The 20,061-nt window shown below is 64.0% G+C and carries 16 protein-coding genes; 1 reads left to right on the top strand and 15 read right to left on the bottom strand.

What is annotated here, in order from left to right:
* The first annotated feature begins 14 nt into the window (after positions 1-14).
* Complete coding sequence (locus IG627_RS11670) at positions 15-695, top strand: MaoC family dehydratase (RefSeq protein ID WP_193192546.1); 681 nt, start codon at positions 15-17, stop codon at positions 693-695.
* Here the strand turns inward: IG627_RS11670 and IG627_RS11675 are convergent.
* From IG627_RS11675 to IG627_RS11745, 15 genes are all read right to left on the bottom strand, one after another.
* Entirely contained in the window at positions 686-3,841 is a 3,156-nt protein-coding gene (locus IG627_RS11675) for an efflux RND transporter permease subunit (protein ID WP_193192547.1), read from the bottom strand. The two genes, IG627_RS11670 and IG627_RS11675, sit on opposite strands and share 10 nt — an antisense overlap.
* A gap of 13 nt (positions 3,842-3,854) precedes the next feature.
* Positions 3,855-4,757 carry an efflux RND transporter periplasmic adaptor subunit gene (locus IG627_RS11680; protein ID WP_226864981.1) on the bottom strand — a complete coding sequence of 301 codons (903 nt, stop codon included), beginning with the start codon at positions 4,755-4,757 and terminating at the stop codon, positions 3,855-3,857.
* A gap of 26 nt (positions 4,758-4,783) precedes the next feature.
* Positions 4,784-6,085, bottom strand: a complete 1,302-nt coding sequence (locus tag IG627_RS11685; protein WP_193192549.1) for a TolC family protein — start codon at positions 6,083-6,085, stop codon at positions 4,784-4,786.
* 76 nt (positions 6,086-6,161) lie between these two features.
* Positions 6,162-6,524 (bottom strand): hypothetical protein, encoded by a 363-nt coding sequence (locus IG627_RS11690; RefSeq protein WP_193192550.1) that lies wholly within the window; start codon positions 6,522-6,524, stop codon positions 6,162-6,164.
* 60 nt (positions 6,525-6,584) lie between these two features.
* A complete protein-coding gene (locus IG627_RS11695; protein ID WP_226864982.1) occupies positions 6,585-7,238 on the bottom strand; it encodes a protein-methionine-sulfoxide reductase heme-binding subunit MsrQ in 654 nt (217 codons plus the stop codon).
* Entirely contained in the window at positions 7,238-8,245 is a 1,008-nt protein-coding gene (gene msrP / locus IG627_RS11700; protein ID WP_193192551.1) for a protein-methionine-sulfoxide reductase catalytic subunit MsrP, read from the bottom strand. Before msrP ends, IG627_RS11695 begins: the two co-directional genes overlap by 1 nt.
* A 145-nt stretch (positions 8,246-8,390) precedes the next feature.
* The gene (locus tag IG627_RS11705; protein WP_193192552.1) at positions 8,391-9,782 is read right to left on the bottom strand and encodes a flavin monoamine oxidase family protein; all 1,392 of its coding nucleotides are present in this window, start codon (positions 9,780-9,782) and stop codon (positions 8,391-8,393) included.
* Positions 9,783-9,788: 6 nt separating this feature from the next.
* Complete coding sequence (locus IG627_RS11710; RefSeq protein WP_193192553.1) at positions 9,789-11,093, bottom strand: M23 family metallopeptidase; 1,305 nt, start codon at positions 11,091-11,093, stop codon at positions 9,789-9,791.
* A complete protein-coding gene (locus IG627_RS11715; protein WP_193192554.1) occupies positions 11,090-12,337 on the bottom strand; it encodes an FAD-dependent oxidoreductase in 1,248 nt (415 codons plus the stop codon). The genes IG627_RS11710 and IG627_RS11715 overlap by 4 nt, the downstream gene beginning before the upstream one ends.
* A 184-nt stretch (positions 12,338-12,521) precedes the next feature.
* Positions 12,522-13,457 carry a hypothetical protein gene (locus tag IG627_RS11720; protein ID WP_193192555.1) on the bottom strand — a complete coding sequence of 312 codons (936 nt, stop codon included), beginning with the start codon at positions 13,455-13,457 and terminating at the stop codon, positions 12,522-12,524.
* 69 nt (positions 13,458-13,526) lie between these two features.
* A complete protein-coding gene (locus IG627_RS11725; protein WP_193192556.1) occupies positions 13,527-14,270 on the bottom strand; it encodes a copper homeostasis protein CutC in 744 nt (247 codons plus the stop codon).
* Positions 14,267-15,235, bottom strand: coding sequence for an isoaspartyl peptidase/L-asparaginase family protein (locus IG627_RS11730; RefSeq protein ID WP_319024557.1), 969 nt, complete (start codon positions 15,233-15,235; stop codon positions 14,267-14,269). Before IG627_RS11730 ends, IG627_RS11725 begins: the two co-directional genes overlap by 4 nt.
* Positions 15,235-16,143 carry a BadF/BadG/BcrA/BcrD ATPase family protein gene (locus IG627_RS11735; protein WP_193192557.1) on the bottom strand — a complete coding sequence of 303 codons (909 nt, stop codon included), beginning with the start codon at positions 16,141-16,143 and terminating at the stop codon, positions 15,235-15,237. The genes IG627_RS11730 and IG627_RS11735 overlap by 1 nt, the downstream gene beginning before the upstream one ends.
* On the bottom strand, positions 16,143-18,275 hold the full coding sequence (locus IG627_RS11740; RefSeq protein ID WP_193192558.1) for a vanadium-dependent haloperoxidase: 2,133 nt from the start codon (positions 18,273-18,275) through the stop codon (positions 16,143-16,145). Before IG627_RS11740 ends, IG627_RS11735 begins: the two co-directional genes overlap by 1 nt.
* Before the next feature lie 286 nt (positions 18,276-18,561).
* Positions 18,562-20,061, bottom strand: a 1,500-nt coding sequence (locus IG627_RS11745; protein ID WP_193192559.1) for a CRTAC1 family protein, incomplete at its 5' end; no start/stop codon positions are given.

Here is a 20,061-nt window from a genome sequence, read left to right on the forward strand (position 1 = left end):
ATACAGGATTAATGATGGACGTACTCGAATACATCAGGGAAAAAGAAAGGTCCCTCAGGACCCGAATCAACAACTTCGATCTGAAAAACACGTCCGACACGCATTTGCGCCAGCTGTCCTATTTCATCAGTCACTCGCTGAACAATACGCTGAACAATTCCTGGGTTTCGAAAATCCACCTGTTCTTCGATTCGAGCAGTGACCGCGAGCTGCAGGGTGTCAAGAATCCCAAGGTTATCGCCTTCTACCGGGAGTGGCAGGCGCGTATCGACCAGGAAGTGTTCCTCGGTGACTGGGTGGCGATAGACCAGTCTCGTATCGACCGTTTTGCTGAGGTGACCGGCGACCGCCAATGGATCCATACCGATCCGGAGCGCGCGCGGGCCGAATCGCCGTTCGGCGGCACCATCGCCCACGGCTTCCTGATCCTGTCCCTGCTGCCGGAACTCACCGATACCGTCAATCCGAAAAAACCACCCTACCCCAAAGCCCGGATGGTCGTGAACTGCGGGCTCGACCAGGTGCGCTTTCCCTATCCGGTCAAGACCGGCAGCCGGATCCGCGCCTGCACGACACTGAAGTCCCTGGTGCCGTCCAAGCGCAGCGTGGAAATAGTCAACCAGATCCAGGTGGAGGTCGAGGGTTCCAACCGTGTCGTCTGCGTCGCCGACAGCGTGTTGAAACTCTACTTCTGAATCGACGCTGCACCGCGCACCCGGCCCCTGTGCTCATCGCCGTGCACTATCCGGTACAGCAATGGCAACACGAACAGCGTCAGCAGAGTCGAAGAAATTATCCCGCCGATCACCACCGTCGCCAGCGGCCGCTGCACCTCGGCACCGGTGCCGGTGTTGAGAGCCATGGGCACAAAGCCGAGACTCGCCACCAGCGCGGTCATCAATACCGGGCGCAGGCGGGTCATGGCGCCGTCGACGATGGACGCCATCAGTGCTCCACCTTCGCCGCGCAACTGGCGGATAAACGACAGCATCACCAGTCCGTTCAATACCGCCACCCCGGACAGGGCGATAAAACCCACCCCGGCGGAAATCGACAGCGGCATATCCCGCAGCCACAGCGAAAGCACGCCACCGGTCAGCGCCAGCGGCACGCCGGTGAAGATGATCAGCGCATCCTTGAGGGAACCGAAGGCCATCACCAGCAGGCCCAGGATAATAAGAAGGGTCAACGGTACGACAAGCGACAGGCGCCTGCTGGCGGATTCCAGCTGTTCGAAGGTGCCGCCATAGTCCAGCCAGTAGCCCGGGGGCAGCTGCACATCGCTGGCGATGCGCGACTTGACCTCATCGACAAAGGAGCCCAGGTCGCGGTCGCGTACATTGGCGGTGACCACCACCCGGCGCTTGCCGTTCTCGCGGCTGACCTGGTTTGGGGCCGGGGACAATTGCAGGTCGGCGACTTCCTCGAGCGGTACATAATTTCCCGATGGACCGCCACCGGGCAGCGGCACCGGCAGGTCGCCAAGGTGTTCCAGGTTGCGGCGGATATCCTCCGGCAGGCGCACTACCAACTGGAAGCGGCGGTCACCCTCGTAGATTAGCCCCGCGCGCTCGCCGCCAATGGCGGTGGCCACCAGATCCTGCAGTGTCTGCAGATCCAGGCCATAGCGGGCGAGCTGGATGCGTTTCGGCACCACCGACAGCACCGGCAGTCCCTCCACCTGCTCGACACGCGCATCCGCAGCGCCGTCGATGCCCTGCAGCACGGCCAGGATATCCTTTGCAGACACCACCAGCTGATCCAGATCGTCACCGAATACCTTGATGCCGAGGTCGGCGCGCACGCCGGAAATCAACTCGTTGAAGCGCATCTCGATCGGTTGGGTGAATTCGTAGTTGTTGCCGGGCAGCTGGCGCACCGCCGTCTCGATTTCCTCGATCAGTTGATCGCGGGGCTTGTCGGGCTGTGGCCACTCGTCGCGCGGTTTCAGGATCACGAAGTTGTCGGCCACGTTCGGCGGCATGGGATCTGTGGCCACCTCCGGAGTGCCGATTTTTGCGAAGACCTTGTCCACCTGCGGAAACTCTTTGATGCGCTGCTCGAGAATCTCCTGCATCTGCACCGACTGCTCCAGCCCGGTACCGGGGATACGCAGCGCGTGCAGCGCTATATCACCCTCGTTCAACTGGGGAATAAACTCGGAGCCGAGCGTGCTGGCCAGCCAGGCACAGAAGAGCACCAGTGCGGCGGCAGCGGACAATACCAGCCAGCGCACTTTCATCGCCGCCAGCAACAGAGGCCTGTACAGGGACTTGGCGGCCACGATCAGGCGGTTCTCCCTTTCGCTCACCCTGCCGGTCAGGAACACCGCCACCGCCGCCGGCACAACCGTCAGCGACAACGCCAACGCCACCAGCAGCGCCATGACCACAGTGGCCGCCATGGGGTGGAACATCCTGCCCTCCACGCCGGTGAGCGAAAACAGCGGAATATAGACCACGGTGATGATCAGCACCCCGAAGAGGCTCGGGCGTATCACCTCGTTGGTGGCGCGAAATACCAGTTCCAGCCGTTCCTCCAGCGGCAGCGGCCCGTCGTTGCGGCGCTGGGCTTCGGCCAGGCGGCGGATGGCGTTCTCGACGATAATCACGGCGCCGTCGACAATCAGGCCGAAGTCCAGCGCGCCGAGACTCATCAAGTTGGCGGACACGCCCGTTTGTACCATGCCGGCGATGGTGGCCAGCATAGACAGCGGAATCACTGCCGCGGTGATCAGTGCCGCGCGGAAATTGCCCAACAGCAGGAAGAGCACCGCGATCACCAACAGCGCACCCTCGACCAGGTTTTTCTGCACTGTGGCAATCGCCTTGTCCACCAGGGTGGTGCGATCATAGACCGCCTCCAGGCGCACACCTTCCGGCAGTGTCGGCTGGATCTTCTCCAGCGCCGCGGCAACATCCCGGGCCACCGCGCGGGAATTCTCCCCCACCAGCATCATCGCCGTGCCGAGCACGGTTTCCCTGCCGTCGCGGGTGGCGGCGCCGGTGCGCAATTCCCTGCCGATGGCCACTTCGGCGATATCCGCAATCTTCACCGGCGTACCGCCGCGCCTGGCAATCACCACATTCTGAATATCGGCAATATCCTCGAGCTGGCCCGGCGAACGCACCAGCAATCGGCGCCCATTGGTCTCCACGAAGCCGGCACCGCGGCTGTCGTTGTTGCGCCGCAGGGCTCCGGTCACCTCCTCCATCGACAGGTTGAAGGCGAGCATTTTGCGCGGGTCCGGCGTCACGTGGTACTGCTTGTCGAAGCCGCCGATGGTGTTGATCTCGATCACTCCCGGCACCAGCGCCAGCTGCGGCTTGATGATCCAGTCCTGGATCTCCCGCAGTGCGGTGGCGTCATAGGCGCTGCCGTCTGGCCGGCTGGCCCCTGGCAGCGCCTCCACGGTGTACATAAAGATCTCACCCAGGCCTGTGGCGATAGGCCCCATCTCCGGTTCCAGCCCGATTGGCAGCGCGCTTTTGATAGCACCGAGGCGCGCGTCGATCAGGTTGCGGGCAAAATAGATATCGGTGCTCTCCTCGAACACCACCGTGACCTGGGACAGGCCGTAACGGGAGATGGAGCGCGTATAGGCGAGGTTGGGCAGCCCCGCCAGGGCTGTCTCCACCGGGTAGGTGATACGCTGCTCCGCTTCCAGGGGCGAGTAGCCGGGGGCCTCGGTATTGATCTGTACCTGCACGTTGGTGATATCCGGTACCGCATCTATAGGCAGTTGCCGATAGCTCCAGAGCCCCACACCGACCAGTACAAATATCAGGGACAACATCAGATAGCGCCGCTCAATCGAGAGGCGCAGGATGGATTCAATCATCTCTTGACCTCTCTCAGTGATGGTGACCCGCGCCGGACTTTTCGATATCGGCCTTGATCAGGTAGCTGTTGGCGGTGACATAGCGTTCACCGGGCTTCAGCCCCCCGAGAACCTCGATCACGCGGCCGTCGGAAGCGCCCAGCCGCAGTGGCCGCGCCTCATAGCTGTCACCGACCACCACAAAGACCACCAGGTCGTCACCGAGCGGTTGCAGCGCGCGCTTCTCCACCAGCAGCGGCACGCGCACCCGCTCGACGAGCACCCTGCCCTCGAGCATCAGGTCCGGCGGCCAGTTGAGTTCCCGGTTGTCGAGTGGTGCCCGCGCCAGCAGGAAGGGCTGGCCCGCACCCGGCACCAGATTGGCAATCTCTGTCTCCACCTCCTGGCCATCGGCACTGAAGAGCACCTTCTGGCCGCGCTTTATCTGTGCCCGCTGCGCTGGAAAAACCCGCAGTTCCACCCAGAGCCGATCGTAGTTGGCGATGGTGAACAGCTCGCGCTCGCCGCTGTACTCGCCGCGACTCGCCTGCTTGTCGATCACCAGACCGTCGATGGGTGACTCTACCGAATAGACCTGCAGGCTTTCGTTGGACTCCACCTGCGCCAGGGTCTGCCCCTTGCGCACCCGGTCCCCCACTTCCACATCCACAGTCTTGATGGCGCCCGGATAGCGCGCGCGCACATGGCTGAGACTGCCGTGTGCCAGTGCCGTTTTGCCGTAGAGAGTGACCGAGCGAAATATCTCGCCGGGACCTGCAACGGCGGTTTCTATGCCCACCCTGGCGGCCGTCTCGGGATTGATCTGCACCCTGCCCTCATCGGACTCGTGGGCCCCGCTGCCGTGGTCGCCAGACCCATAGGCCCCGGCACAAAGCAGCAGTGCCAGGAAAGGCAGTGCCGCGATAACTTTTTGCAATCTGTTTCCGTTATTCATCGGTAATCCTACTTGCTCGTATCCGCACCCGCGGGCAATAGTGGTGCGGCGGTCATTTGTTCTATTTCGGCGCCAAAGCGCAACGCCGCGCTGGCGGCCTCTATCTGCGCGCGACGTGCGCCGATCAATTCCTCCCTCGCCGAGGCCCACTCCAGGTAGGAGTAGCGGCCGCGCCGATAGGCGCGCTCCACTTCCGCCAGCGCCTCGCGCAGGGTCGGCACCACACTGCCCTGCAGCAGCTGCACGGCGGCCAGAGCCTGCTCGCGACCTGAGACCGCGCGGAAAAGGCGGTTCTTCAGGCGCAGCAACGCGGCTTCGCGCTCCGCGGCCACCTGCTCCCGCTCGGCGCTGGCAGCGACTATGGCGCCGGCGTTGCGACGTGCCGGGAAGAGCGGCAGCTCGAAACCGGCCACCAGGGTGGTTTCGTCAATTTCGCGCGAGCGACGCAGGCCCAGGGACCAGCCGATATCCAGGCTCGACTGGGTCTCGGCCAGGCGCAACTCGGCGCTCCTCAATCGCTCCTCGGAGGCAAAGCGGGCGATGGCGGGGTTCTGCCGGGCGCGGTCATAGAGTTCGGCAAAGCCGGCCGAGGGAGGAAAGCGGTAGAGCTCAGCGGAATCCAGGCGGAAGGCGGAGGCTTCGCCGCCCCACAGGGAGGCCAGCACCAGCTTGTGGTATGCCACCAGGCGCTGCTGCGACTGCACCGCCAGACGCGCCTGCGCCAGTGCCGCGCGGGCGCGCAGGGCCTCGGACCTGGGCGAGGCCGCCGCTTTTACACGGCGCTCCACCGCTTTCATTGTGTCGCCGGCGAGGTTGACCGAGTCCCGCGCCAGCACCAGCCGCTCCTGGGCGGCCAGCACTTCCACATAGCGGCGGATCACCTCCCCTAGAAGATCCAGGGCCGCGGCCTGCTCTTCCGCCAACAGCAGGTCGCGCCGGGCGGAGACAGCGCCAACTCGCGCCCCGCGCTGGCCGCCCAGCTCAATGACCGAGGACAGGGATATCGTCAGTTCCGCCTCGTCGGCACCGCCTTCGCCGGCAAAGTTTTCCAGTTCTGCACCGAGTTCCAGCGGCGGCCGCAACGCGGCGGTCTGCGCCCGGCCCGCCAGCGCCGCGTCGCGCAGGCGGAACACCGCCAGTTCCGGATTCCGGGAGAGCGTACGGTCGATGGCTTCGGCGAGAGTGAGCTGTGCCGCGGGCTCTGGCTGTTGTGCCAGGACCTGCGGTATCCAAAATATCAGAGACGCCAGCGCCAGCAGCGCGACACACCGATACTGCACGCGAACTGCACGCGCAAAAATAGACAACATGGGATACTCCCGAGTTACTTCGTGACAGGCGCGCGCTACATGCGAACACGCGCCATTCAGGGATTGCGGGCGTAACTCAGGCTATGGGTGGGCGGAAAAGCGCGGAGAAATAACCGGGGGTAAAGGAGGGACTATTCGCGTCCCGCAGCACGCGGCTGCCGGAATCGAAAAAATGCGGGGCCTGGCCGAGTATGCCGACCACACCGACGCCATGGCAGTGACAGCAGTGGTGACAGAAATCCGGACCATCCGGATGCGAGGATGATGCACTGTCGCGATCCGGAACTGGGGAAAACTCTACGCTTTCGCCCGCATCCTGGTGATGTGGCGGCACATGGGTGGCGACATCCTGCAATTCCTCGTGGCTATCGTAGAAAGCCACCGCGGTCTGGAAGACCAGCAGCGCAATCAGCAGATGGCAGACTCGAAGGATATTCATTGCAGGGGAAAATCGCTTTGGGTGGTATATCTCTGACTTTAGCAAAGCGACACCCTGTGCTCAACTATACGCGAAGCGCAAACTGCGGAACCAGAGCGCCACTTTACGTCGCCTTGACATAAGCAGAAGCAGCGCGCCGCCGAGGTAAATGGCCGGTTCCACCCAGCCGCTTTTCAGCGACCACCAGAAATGCCAACAGGCCAGCAGCAATATCGGATAGACGAAGCCGTGCAGCGTTTTCCAGTTGCGTCCCATCAGTTTCATCAGACCGGGAATCGACGTAACCGCAAGGGCCAGCAACAGAAGCCAGGCCGAAAAACCCACCAGGATATAGGTGCGCTCAACCAGCTCGCTGCCGATCAGGGACCAGTCAAAACCCAGCTCCAGGGCCAGCCAGGTAAAAAAATGTAAAGACGCCCAGGCAAAGCACCAGAGCCCCAACGGGCGGCGCAGCCTGTTCAGCTGGCCGAAGGAAAGGCCGCTGGCCAGCGGGGAGATCAACAGCGTCAACATCAGCAGGCGCAACGCACCCAGACCGAGAAAATGAATCAGCTCTTTGACCGGATCGCCGCCCAGCAGCCCACGATCGATCGCGAGAAGCAGCCACAGCAGCGGCGTCGCCGCGCCCAGATGCACAGATACCTGCAGCATTACCGCGACGACTTTGCGCCACTGCAGTGGTCGGGGTTTCGCGGCCTGTTGGATAGTCGCCATCAAAAATACTTCTTCAGGTTCATGCCCGAATACAGGGCGGCAACCTGCTCGCCGTAGCCGTTGAACGGCAGTGTCTTCTGCCGCTTTACAGATAGCGGACCGCCGGCGCCGATAAACCTCTCCGTCGCCTGGGACCAGCGGGGATGATCCACCGCCGGATTTACATTGGCGTAAAAACCGTACTCATTGGAGGCCAGCAGGTTCCAGGTGGTGGGCGGCATCTTTTCCAGCAGGCGAATCCTGACGATGGACTTGATACCCTTGAAGCCGTATTTCCACGGTACCACGAGCCTGATCGGGGCGCCGTTCTGGGTCGGCAGCGTCTCGCCGTAGAGGCCGACCGAGAGGATGGCCAGCGGATGCATCGCCTCGTCGATACGCAGCCCCTCGACATAGGGGTAATCGATACCGCCGCCGGCATAGCGGTTTCTCTGCCCCGGCATCTGCTCGGGATCGTAGAGCGTCTCGAAGGCGACGTATTTCGCCCTGCTGGTGGGCTCGAAGCGCTGCAGGAATTTGCCCAGTTCGAATCCGATCCAGGGAATCACCATGGACCAGGCCTCGACACAGCGCATACGGTAGATGCGCTCCTCCAGCTGTGCATCCGCCATCAGCTGCCACACATCGACTTTGCCTGGCCTGGCGACCTCCCCCTCGACTGTCAGCGTCCAGGGCTCCAGCTGAAGGGACTGGCTGTTGCGTGCCGGGTCGGTCTTGCCAGTACCGAATTCGTAGAAATTGTTGTGACTGGTTATCTTGGGTTCCGGAGTCAGGGTCAGGGATGGATCGGGCTTGTCCCGCGTAAACTGCAGCGGTTTACGTTCCGCCGCGCCCTGCGCCTCGGAATCTTGAGACAGGAGATCGAAGAGCCCGGCGTGAGCGGATGTCGCCATCGCCATACCGCCAATCCCCATGGCTTTCAGGAAGTTGCGGCGATTCCGGTAGTTTGACTCGGAGGTGACATCGCTCTCCGACAGATCCCCCGGTTTTCTGTTTTTTAACAACACGAACTGATTCCTCGACTTTGCCAGGCAGCACGACTCGCACCTGAGACCACGCAGAAACGGATGCGTTTCTTCCATTTGTCGGCTTCGAGGAGGAAAAATTACAGTGAGATACGAAAGATTTCGAGACAGCCGGATTAAAAGACGGTTAACGGAATGCTGCGAGCACTTCCGCCGCCGCGCGCCGCCCGGAATGCACCGCCCCCTCCAACTTGCCGTTCCAGGCCTCCGAGGTCTCGGTGCCGGCCCAGTGCAGAGTGCCGATCGGCGCGGCCAGTGTGTGGCCGTAACTGGTCCAGACGCCCGGCGTCCAGTAACCGCCGTAGGCGCCGCGGGCGAATTCGTCGTCGCCCCAGGCATGTTCGAAATAGGCATCGGGCCTGCCGGCCAGGGTGCCGAAATAGTGTCGCAGCTGCGCTACGGTTTCGGCACAGCGCTGCTCCCGGCCGGCCGCGGCCAGGCGGCGGGCCTCGGCGCCCTCGATAAAGCCAACCAAAATCCCCGGCGACCCGTTCGGGGGTGAATTGTCCGCAACCACCCGCACCGGGCCGCCGTCGCTGGTGACCTTGCCGGACAGCTGCTCCGCGACCCAGAACCTCTCCGGGTAGACGCAGTGCACCTTGATCACCCAGCCCATGGGCACGCGCTGGGTCAGGTGGTCGCGGGCGGCGGGCAGCGCGGGACTGTAGCGTATCCTGCCGGCGAGTACCGGCGGCAGGGTCACTATGGCACGCCTGGCGCTGACGGTCAGGTCGCCGCTGTACAACTGCACGGAATTATTGCCGTGCTCGATTTCTGCGACATAGGCGCCGGTGATGATGCGTTCGTCCAGCGACTGTGCCATGCGCTCGCACAGCTGCTGGGCGCCGCCAATAAATCGATGCTCGGGCCCGGGGTTCTCCGCCGAAACCAGGCGGCTAATCTCATGGGCACCCGAGCGGATTATCGCCAGCGCCGCCAGCAGCGAAAGCTCCCCGGGGCCGCCGCCGAACACGCCTTCGAGTGCGCGGGCCAGTCCCTGTTGCGCCAGGGGCGATGGAATATTCTCTGCGAGCCAGTGGTGATAGGTGCGACTGTCCCACTCGGTTGCACTGGGCGCCTCCCAGGGGCGCCCCAGCGGCAGTTCCGCGGCCAGTTGCGTAAGCTTGCGGGCGCCGTCGCGAACCTGGGCCTCGGCGTGGCCGCTGCCGGGCGGAAACATGCCCTGATAGGTGGAGCGCACACCGCCGGACCAGTCGACGGTAAGCCCGGCATCCCAGTTGGGGAAGAGCGCAACACCCAGCTCCTCCGCCAGTGCGACTATGCGCTCCTGGCCCGGACTCACCCACTGGCCGCCGTGATCGATAAAGGTGCTGCTGTCGATATGCTCGGTCAGGGTGCGCCCACCTACCCGCTCCTGCGCCTCCAGCACAAGTACCTGTAAACCGGCCGTGTCCAGATCCCGGGCGGCGCAGAGGCCGGCCAGGCCGGCACCGACGATCGCGACATCACAGTGGTGATTGCCCTTGAGCGGCGATCGGCTGTCGAGTCTCTGAGCCATGGAAATTTACTCCGGCTTTTCCGGGAACTCGACGACGGTGAGGTTCAACGGCAGTTCGTTGCGACGCTCCCCCACATTCGAAACCGGCAGCAGTTCTACCGGATTGCCCTCGATGAGGCCGCTCCTGTCACCGATCAGGGGGGTATTGTCTTCGAGTCCCACGTCAAAAAATGCGTGTTCGCTGGTCTTGCCCATCAGCGTGAACGCCCTGAAGACATAGGGCAGCCCGTTGGAACCCAGCGAGGAGCCGCCCTGCATGATATGGAAGTGCAGATGAGGCGCGCCCGTATTGCCGGTGTTACCCAGCAACCCGAGCAACTGCCCCGTTTTTACCGTTTCGCCCTGTTTTACGCGAATGGAGCCGGGCTGCAGGTGCGCGTAGAAGGCGTACTGGCCGTTGCCCAGCGCAATGATCACATGGTTGCCGTCTATCTCCTCGAGCGTGATGGCCCCTGTCTCCGCCGGCAGCACAAAGGGTTTCTGGTTGGAAAACTTGTCCACCACCGTAACCACCAGGCCGTCGGCCACTGCCAATACTTTATTGCCATAGCCGAACCAGCTGTTCAGATCCTGCGGATCGCCGACATAGAGGCGCCGCTCCTCGTTCACTTTCAACCAGTCGATCGCGAAGCGCTGGGAAATATGGAGCTGCCCATTGACCGGCAGATCCGAGCGCACATGGGTGATGGAATCGCAGCAGCCGTTGGCGGCGATCCAGCCGGCGCCCTCGAGCGGCGGCGCCAGTGCCACCACCATCCGGCGATCGACTGCCACCGGTGCCACCGTCTCGACCAGGTGCGCCTGCCCGGCGGGCAGCTGCAACAGGTCGGTGATTTTCTCCGGCAGGCCGCCGGGCACCGTAACCGCCAGCCGGTGCACCAGGCGCTCGGGAATCGCCTCCTCACTATCGACCGCAAACTGGATAAAAACCAGCGCACTCTGCGCCGGCTTCAGGCTGTCTACCTGCGCCCGGGTTCCGAGAAGCTGGGTATTGGCGGCTACGGATTCGGCCGCGATGCGGTGCAGCAGTGTTTCACTTTCGCCACCGGCGAATACTTCCACGGACTGCAGCTCCCATTCGAAGTTATTCGAGTTGGAGATCATCAGTTCGTAGACGAAGTGATAGCGGCCATCGGAGCCCCTGACCGGTACGGGTGCGGCGAGCACGGACGCGACAACCGGGGTGAATTCATTGGTGTCCGCTGCAGCTTCCGCCGACTGCTCGGATTCCTGGCAGGCGCAGAGCGTCAGCGCCAACAGTCCACTGAACAGAACGCCGCGGCAGTTTTTCCCGATCCCCATTGCTGTCATCTTCCGTGCCTCCGGCTGTAACCGATTTCCGCGGCAAACTCCGCCCAGTCGCGCCAGTGAAGGTCGCGACGCTGCCACCTGTTCGTCACCATCTTAGGCGAGGTTTCCGCAGTCGGCCGCGGCTGGCGGTGGCGGGGACGGATCATTGCGCGCACCCGCGCCGCCGCTTCCCCGGCGGCCTCAGTCGCCAGGCACCAGTGGTTGGGCCAGAGAGCGAGAAAGTTTTCCAGGCCGAAATCGTGCAGATGATAGGGGCGCGGATACGCAAGCTTCAGCAACGGCTCTCCATCGGGCCCGGGCGCGTCCGTCTTCCAGCCCACATAGAGACTCCAGCGGCAGTCGGCGGCGAGGCGGTGGAAATCGGGTATGGCCGCCGCCAGCCTGTCGAGGGTTGCGCACACCAGTTCCGGCTCTGCCGGTGGCGGTCGCTGCATGTCGATGGGGCCGGCGGTAAATTTGGGCTCTCCGGGGTTCAGGGTCAGTATCCACAGCCCCTCCTTCCGATCCAGCGGGTGATAGACGAATACGAGGTCGAACAACAGGCCCGACAGCGACGGAATGCGCGGGCCGCGCATCAGCAGCATATGCATGGGCCGCACCAGCTGCGCGGCGTACACCTCGGCTGTCGGTATGGGCAGCCGCGCCAGTATTCCGGCATTGCCGGCACCGCAGGCGCACAGCAGCATTTGCGGCAGCAGCTCGCACTCGCCTCCATCCAGCTCAACCAGGACACGCTCTATACGTTTGCCGCTGCAACTGAATTCCAGCACGCGCCCCTGGCGCATTCGCTCCGCCCAGGGCCGGCGCAGGCGGCAGTAGGCCGTGGCGCCGTCGAAAACCAGGTCGCCGTCGAAGCGGTAGCTACGGTGCGCTGCCAGGTCCTGCGCTGCAAACGGCGCCGGGAAAACCTGCTCCGCGGCGGCGATGCCGGCCTCTCGCCAGTTGGCGCACAGGGCCGCCACCATTTCCGGTGACAGGGCGGCGTCAAACGCCGTTTCGCAGTACTCCATCCCCCAGTCTGCCAGCAGCCGCCGCCAGTGCTCCGCGGTGCGGCAGTAGGATTCGGCGGCCAGCGGATGCGCAGCGTTCCAGCCGGAAGAAAAGTAGCCGTGGAAGTGCAGTGTCTCCGACAGGCCCGGATCCGGATCCAGCAACAGTGCCGAATAGTCCGGGGAAAGCTCCCGCAACAGGGCCAGGCCCTGGACACCGCCCCCGAGAATCAGCAGATCGAGCGAAATTGGCAAGGTCATCCCCGATGGCGCAATCGAACCGGCTGTATGGCGGAGCGCAATTGCCCGCCCCGGTATCAACTATGGCACACGAGGAATTCGGTCTTCCGCGCCGAGGCACTTGCCAGTACGGCATTGCCCCCCGACCAAAGAAGGGTAAAAAAAGGTGCCCTGAGGCACCCTGCGCAACATCGCATAGTCAAGGTGAACTGAAAGCGCCCCCGATTTCGCCAGGGGAGGATTTCCCGCGCGGACTCGCACTGGCAAACACCAAATTTATGGCATCGGCGTAAGACGCGACCCCGGGCGAGTTGTCGAATTCATCGTAGAGCCACATAAACCCGCCCTCTATGCCGCACGCCCCTGCCCAGTCTTGCATGCGACTTTGCACCTCTTCCGTCGATACATCGCGCGACCAGAGCCCGGCTACCAGCGGCAAACCCAGGTCCCAGTTGCAGGGATTGTTGGCGGCACCGCCGTCGTAGACCTGCAGATAGCTCAGGTCCACCGCGCCGCTACGCGCCGAGTTCACTCCCTCGACGAAGGATTGCCAGAAATCTTTGTTCTTATAGGGAACTATCGCCGTCTTGAAACCGATATCGGACAACATCACGTGGAATGGCACCGCGGAGTCGACGTCGTAGGTGCCCTCGTCATCGTTGTTCAGCGCATCCACCGCGGGAAATGCCTCCCTCAACGCGCGAAAATTCCGGTACAGGATGCTGTCGGTGCCGGTACCGCAGTGGCTCTCTTCGCAGGCCAGCAGGTCCCGCACATTGTCATAGGTGCCTGAGCCCCAGCCGCTGAGTCCAAACTCAACACGAGTGATGGAACTCTCACCCGTTTTCAACGAGGCGATATCCTTCCTGAAATGCGGATAAGACTGGTCACCTATGTAAATTCCATCCTTTACCAGTGGAAACTCGGCGTTGAACCCCAGGCTCCCGTCAGTTTCGATATGAATGGTCCAGACGATGACATGAGTGAATCCCGACGATTTCAACTCATCAATAGCGTAATCACGTTTCTGATAGACGGGCCCGCCGGCGTAGACTCCGGAAATGGCGTGAGACGCCAAGGGCGATACCAGCAGTAGGCACAGGCCGAACAGGGCAAGGCCTTTTGATTTTTTCATTTTTTTCTCCTGGAACATTTTTCAAATAACCCGCCCATCGAGATACGTTTGCACATCCCCGACTCGTTTTTATACCGCGTTCATCCGGAATCTGCGTATGCATCTGAGCATCTCTGTGATCAGGCCTATATCGGCAACGCCCCCGGAGTGCAGGCCGGAATGGCTGTGCAGCGACAGGGGGGTATCCGCGGGAACCAATTTTTCGAGCAGCGGCAGAATATTCGCACAGCTGATACCGCCGCCCACGACCACTTCAATGCGTCCTTGCGCGGCGGCTAGGGTGCGGTTGATACTTTCCACCGCATCCGTTGCGGCACTGCGCTCAGCCAGCGGCGCGCCGGCAGTCAGCAGCCGCTCCACACGCCTCTCGACCAGCTGTTCGATGGCCAACTCTTTATCCGCCAACTCATCAAATGCCCGGTGAAAGGTCACACTGAGTTGGTGCCCGCGGACAACCGGCAGCAGCCGATCCAGCGCCTCCAGGTCCAGCACCCTGCCCCGCAGCGCGCCCAGGACCACACCCCCGGCACCGGCGTCGGCCGCCATCGCAATCTGTTCGGCCATCCGCTCGACTTCGCTCGGCCGGTAGCAGAAGTCGCCGGCGCGCGGGCGTATCATCGCCAGCACGCCGGCGCGGCGGTCGAAAATATCGCGCGCCGCGCGAATCTGCTGCGCCGTCGGGGTCAGGCCATCGAGCGCGATCGCACTGCACAGCTCTATGCGCTCTGCGCCGCCGGCCAGCGCATTGGTCACCGAGCGGCGCAGGCGCTGCATGTCGTCGCAGTCGACACAGATTTCCAGCAGAGGGGTCACAGCTTGCTCCCGGCGTCGATCATCCGGGCGCCGTCCTGGTCGCGGACCGCGAAGTTGAAGCCCGGTTGAATGCAGTGGGAGCCGTAGTTGCCGGCCTTGTCCAGGGCCAGGAAGCCGACCTGGAACTGGCGGTAGTCGGGCAGCTTGCGCGCTATGCGCTCCACCGCCTCGCGGCAGGCCTCCTCCGGCGAATAGCCGTGGCGCATCAGTTCGACCACCTGGTGGCAGCCGACGGTCTTGATCATCAGCTCCCCCATGCCGGTGGCCGTGGCCGCACCCACCTCGTTGTCGACGTAGAGGCCGGCACCGATGATCGGCGAGTCCCCGACTCGCCCGTGCATCTTGAAGGCGGCGCCGCTGGTGGTGCAGGCGCCGGACAGGTCACCGGCACTGTCCAGGGCCAGTATGCCGATGGTGTCGTGATTCTCGATATTGATCACCGGCTGGTAGCGCGCCTCCTGCAGCCAGTCCCGCCAGGCGGCCTCGGCCTTGGGCGTCAGCAGGTTTTCCGGCCGGAAGCCCTGCTCGAGGGCGAAGCGCCGCGCGCCCTCGCCCACCAGCATCACATGGGGCGTCTCCTCCATGACCTTGCGCGCGACGGATACCGGATGGCGGATATCCTGCAGGAAGGCCACGGAACCGCAGTTCTGCTTCTCATCCATAATGCAGGCATCCAGGGTCACCTTGCCCTCCCGGTCCGGAAAGCCGCCGTAACCCACAGTCATAACCGCAGGATCCGCCTCGGGCACCCGCGCACCGGCCTCCACCGCATCCAATGCGCGGCCGCCGCGGGACAGCTGCTCCCAGGCGGCCTCGTTGGCGGGGCCGCCGTGGTTCCAGGTGGAGATAACGATGGGTTTATTGGCTTTCGCCCCGCGCCGACTCATGGCCCGCAGCGGCGCAGCGGCCTGTGTGAGCAGGCCGCCCAACAGGGAATATTTCAGGAATTGTCTCTTGCTGTTCACTATGCAGTCCCTGTTTCCGGAATGGATGTCGGCGCGGGAGCTGTGCCCTCCCGGGCCAGGTGGATGGCACCCACTTCCGCCGGTGCCGCGGCCGGCAGCAACTGCACGGCAATATCCGGCGCCAGCCAGGGCACTATCCGCTCGCCGATACCGCCCACCAGGGACAGTCGCGGCGGTTTCCGCTCCAGCAGGTGTTGCGCGACCCGGTCGATAAAGGCAGCGACCTCCCGCAGTATCCGCCCGGCCACCACATCGCCCCGCTTTGCCGCCTCGAAAACCACAGGGGCCAGGGCCGCGTACCTGTCGGCGGTGGCGCCGGCCAGGGCGTTGGCGAGCATCAGGCCCTCGCCGCCCAGCTCCCGCGCCAGCAGCTCTGCGAGCAGCGTCTCCTCACCGAGCCTGTCGTAGGCCAGCAGCGCGGCGTTGACGGCGGCGAAGCCGATATGCGCGCCGCTGCAGGTCTCTCCCATCATGAAGCCGTGGGCGCCGATGGTGTGGGCAACGCCGTTGACCACCGACAATGCACTGAAGCCGGTGCCGACGATAATCACCGCGCCGTCGCCGCCGCCGTGGGCGCCAAGGCAGGCGATATGCAGATCGTCCGTCAATACCAGCTGCGCGAAGGGGTGCGGCGCGGCGCGCATGGCGTCCCTATAGCGCGGCAGGTGCAGGCCGGCGACGCCGGCGCCCACGCGCAGCCGACTCACCAATTCGGGGGCCAGGCCCGCGTCGGCCAGCGCCGCGGCGGCGGCCTTTTCGATCGAACGCATGGCCAAGTCCAGCCCGTAGCAGGGGTTGGCCGGACCACCGAAGCCGCGCCCCAGCAGGCTGCCGTCGGCGGATTCCAGCCGCGCGCGGCAGCGGCTGCCGCCCGCGTCTATACCGAGAAAATACCAGTCGTCCGCCATCACTCTCCCCTCCGGTTTATCAGTGGTCCCGACCCGGCGGCCCTGAAACCGCGCGCACCGAACAGCAGTGCCAGGCCGAACAGCAGTTCGACCAGCCCGAAGCTGCCACCCGAGCCCTTCTTGGAACCGGGCGCCTCCTCCTGCGGCTCGGGCTCCGGCTCCGGCTCGGGAATAGCGCTGCCATCGAAATAGGATTTGGCCATGGCGTAGGACGCCAGCCCGACCGTCTCGCCGACGCGGCGCCCGGGCACATCGTCCACCGGCGGGTGAATGCCGCCCCAGATGCGCGACAGGCTGGTCTGGTCGGACGCATCCCTGTAGGTGGCCCACTGCAGTACCACATCGACGCTGGGCCCCTCCTCGAACACCAGGAATTCGTTTTTCCTGGCCACGAACTCCCCCATGCCGCCGGGGAAATATTCGCTGCCGGTCAGCAGCGTCAGTGTCTCGGCGGCGGCGCGGGAAAAGGTGGAATGCCCGGAGATGTAGCCGGCGAAGGGCGGCGTGACGAAGGTGGGGCGCTGGTAGGGCCACCAGTTCTCCGCCAGTATCCAGCCGACGCCGGCCATATCGGCGGCCGGGTCCGCGATATAGTCGGGCCCGCGCCAGCCGTAGAGCTTGATTTTCCCCAGGTGCTCGCCGTCCGCACCCACCAGGGGATCCCCCGCCTGCACCACTTCCACCAGGCCGTCGTAAAGCGGCAGGCCGTTGTGGTGGTAACTGGGCTGCGCCGGATCGGAGCCCTGCCCCAGGGACGCCATATAGCGAATGGCGGACACAGGGCGCACATAGTCGTACCAGCCCTTGATGCCCCAGGCGGCGATGGCCGCGTCGTGCACCGCTCCGCCGAGGGCGAAATAGGCTTTGACGTCCCACTCCAGGTCGTCGAGGGATGCCCCCACCCCCTCGAACTGCTTCCTGAATTGCGGGTGGTCACTGACGGCTTGGTTGAGAATGCCGAACCAGTGGCCGGGCGGGGTTTCCGAGTCCGGGCCGTCGGCCCAGAACTCCGCCAGCACCCGGGTGTAGTCCCCGCGGGGCACCATCTGCGACTCATAGGGAAGGCCTGTGGCCGGGTTCAGGTCCCGCCCCCTGTCCGTGGAGCCGCCGTCGAGGGTGCGGTAGAAATCCCGCAGGCCGGGCAGGTCCAGTGGCAGGGCCGTGGTATTGCCCACGGACGCCGGGGAAATATCGATCATCACCCCGTCGCCGGGGTCCAGGTGGGACGACCAGAGTGCAACTAAAGTGTGGCCCCAGCGATACTCGTCCGGCAGGGCCCCGTCCCCCTGCAGCAGCGCCGGCGCGCCGGGATCGTGGTAGACGTGATAGGTCTGGCCGTCCCGCTCGTAGACGCTGCGGTCCCCTTCGGTGAGGGCGAAGGGCACCACCCTGCCCCACTCGGCGCCCAGGAACGGCGGCGTGTTGGTTTCGTTGCCCGCCTGGTCGACAAAGATATCCAGTTCCAGGGGCTGCCAGCGGTCCGGGTCCGCCATGCCCGGCGTGCCCGGCTGCGCCGGGTTCAGGGGTTGGTTGAGCGGCTGGTAGTGGCTGTTGGCGTAGCCGTCCGCCTCGTTGGCGCCGTCCTGGAGGCCGTATTCGATCACGCAGTTGGCCAGGTAGTTGCCCAGGGCTGCGGCACTGCCCGATGACAGGTCGCGGCTGTCGAAGTCCCGGTCCACGCCCTGGGCGTCGGCCATATTGTTGAAGCGCAGTCGCGACACGGCCGCGCCGGGGGAATCGGCGAAGCGGTGGCGCAGCAGCCAGTACATACCGTAGCTGATGGCCTCGGCGCGGGCGGCGTCGATATCCGCGGCGCTGTCCCGCAGTGCCTGCTTCTGCGTCTCGCTCAGAGCGCAGTCGTAACCGTGTACCCGGTTGCCGAGGAAATAGGTATCCGCCGTATCTGAATAGACAGCCCAGGCGTCGTACATCAGCGCCGAAGAGTGAAATAGGTTGCGCGCGTGCACCGTCGGCCGCGCGTAGTCCACGCGAATCGCCGCCAGCAGCGCCTCGTTCCAGTTGCGCGCCGCCGAGTGCGCCGGGTTGTACAGCTGGGTCTCGTCCTCGGACAGGGCCGGGACTGACTGCACCAGGCAGGCCGCGGCGATCAGACCGGCGAAAAAATCTCTCATAGCGGTTTTCCTCTTCTTATCGTTTTTATCGCGAGCATTTGTCGTCTATCCGGCCATGGATGGCCGGGTCGCAAATCAAGCACTTCAGTGCTTGATTTCAGCTTGTTGATAAACCCCTCCTCTCGCTATAAGCAGGTGGAGTGGCGGCAAAGCACTAGGACGAGTATTTCGAAACGCTGTGAATACATCCCTGTACGCTCCGGCGGCGACGTCCTGTCGCCGACGGTTCGAAATACTCGTCCTAGCACTTTGCCTTCGATTCTGGCTGTAGGACTTTGTCAGCAGCCTACTGCTGGCGATACTCCACCAGCGCGCCCGCGGGCACGGCCGTGTGCACCTCTTCGCGGCCGTCCGGCCAGGTGATGCGCACGCTGTCCGCCTGGCTGGCGCTGCCCAGGCCGAAGATCTGCCGCGTCGGGTTCTGGGAGGTGAAGTTGGTGCCGATGGTGATCTCGTGCATCTGGGTCATCTCGCCGATGGTCACGGCGATGCGCGCGCCGGCGGCCTCTGTGTTAGGCGCACTGCCGCGCAGGCGGATGGCCAGGGTGTTCTGGCCGGCCGAGTCGTTGCGGTAGAAGGACGCCGAGTTGTCCAGGTTGCGGTGGGTGACGAACAGATCCACGTCACCGTCGTTGTCAAAGTCCGCGCAGACCACACCGCGCCCCTGCTCGTAGTCGACAACGCCACTGCTGCCCGCCCTGTCTGAGAAGCTGCCATCGCCGTTGGCGATATACAGCCGGCTGGGGTCCTTGTCGAATACTGTGCCGGTGGTCAGGTTGTCCCAACCGTTGGTGTGGTAGAGGTCCAGGTGGCCGTCGCCGTTGAAGTCCGCGGCGCAGGCGCCCCAACCCCAGCCGCCGTCCATCACGCCAGCGGCCTGGGTCACGTCGACAAAGCGGCCGCTGCCGTCGTTGCGGTAGAGGCGGTTGCCGTGATCGGGGTTCTGCGCCTCCTCGTCGTAGATAGCGGTGATAAACCAGTCGAGATCGCCGTCGTTGTCGTAGTCGGCCACCGCCGATCCCATGGCGCTGTAGACGCGCAGATCGCTGTCGCCGGTGGTGTTGCGGAAAGTGCCGTCGGCGTTGTTGATATAGATCAGGCTGGTGCCGAAGTCGTTGGCCATCAACAGGTCCGGGTAGCCATCGCCGTTGATGTCGGCAAAGGTGGGCGAAAACGAATAGTCGTAGACGCCATCGAGCACGGCATTTTCAATCGGCGGGAATATGGCCGTATCCGAGATGCCGGCCTCGACGCTCACATCGGTGAAGAGAATGCCCGAGGCGTCGCTGTCGTTGCGCCACAGGTGCTCGGTGGAGCCGTGGTTTTCGCTGTCGGCGTAGCCGACACCCCAGTGGCTCAGCGCCATGTCCAGGTCGCCGTCCAGGTCGTAATCGCCGAAGGCCGCGGAGGCGGTGTTCTCGGCCAGCATCCGGTCGATGCCGGAACCCTCGGTGACATCACTGAAGCTGCCGTCGCCGTTGTTGGCGAAAATAAACGAGGGCGAGCCGTAAAAGCCGCCGATAAACAGATCCAGGTCGCCGTCGCCATCCATGTCGGCGAAGGTGGGCCCGCTGAGACGGTGATTGCCGTTGCCGTTTTTCGTGTAGGCCACCCCGGCTTGCTGCGCCACATCCAGGAACTGGTTGTTGCCCTCGTTGCGGTACAGTTTGTTAGGACCTATATCGCCGCGCACCAGGAACAGGTCCACGTCGCCGTCGCTGTCGTAATCGCAGGGGGGGGGGCCCCCCCCGGGGGGGTCCGGGGGGCCCCCCCCCCCGGGCCGGGG

This window comes from Microbulbifer taiwanensis (assembly GCF_014904815.1).
GTDB classification, from domain to species: Bacteria; Pseudomonadota; Gammaproteobacteria; order Pseudomonadales; family Cellvibrionaceae; genus Microbulbifer; species Microbulbifer taiwanensis.

What these genes read in the sequence shown, in the direction of transcription:
- IG627_RS11670 (WP_193192546.1), top strand. Translation starts at nt 15, where the DNA reads ATGGACGTACTCGAATACATCAGGGAAAAAGAAAGGTCCCTCAGGACC.
- IG627_RS11675 (WP_193192547.1), bottom strand. Translation starts at nt 3,841, where the DNA reads ATGATTGAATCCATCCTGCGCCTCTCGATTGAGCGGCGCTATCTGATG.
- IG627_RS11685 (WP_193192549.1), bottom strand. Translation starts at nt 6,085, where the DNA reads ATGTTGTCTATTTTTGCGCGTGCAGTTCGCGTGCAGTATCGGTGTGTC.
- IG627_RS11690 (WP_193192550.1), bottom strand. Translation starts at nt 6,524, where the DNA reads ATGAATATCCTTCGAGTCTGCCATCTGCTGATTGCGCTGCTGGTCTTC.
- IG627_RS11695 (WP_226864982.1), bottom strand. Translation starts at nt 7,238, where the DNA reads ATGGCGACTATCCAACAGGCCGCGAAACCCCGACCACTGCAGTGGCGC.
- IG627_RS11705 (WP_193192552.1), bottom strand. Translation starts at nt 9,782, where the DNA reads ATGGCTCAGAGACTCGACAGCCGATCGCCGCTCAAGGGCAATCACCAC.
- IG627_RS11710 (WP_193192553.1), bottom strand. Translation starts at nt 11,093, where the DNA reads ATGACAGCAATGGGGATCGGGAAAAACTGCCGCGGCGTTCTGTTCAGT.
- IG627_RS11720 (WP_193192555.1), bottom strand. Translation starts at nt 13,457, where the DNA reads ATGAAAAAATCAAAAGGCCTTGCCCTGTTCGGCCTGTGCCTACTGCTG.
- IG627_RS11735 (WP_193192557.1), bottom strand. Translation starts at nt 16,143, where the DNA reads ATGGCGGACGACTGGTATTTTCTCGGTATAGACGCGGGCGGCAGCCGC.
- IG627_RS11740 (WP_193192558.1), bottom strand. Translation starts at nt 18,275, where the DNA reads ATGAGAGATTTTTTCGCCGGTCTGATCGCCGCGGCCTGCCTGGTGCAG.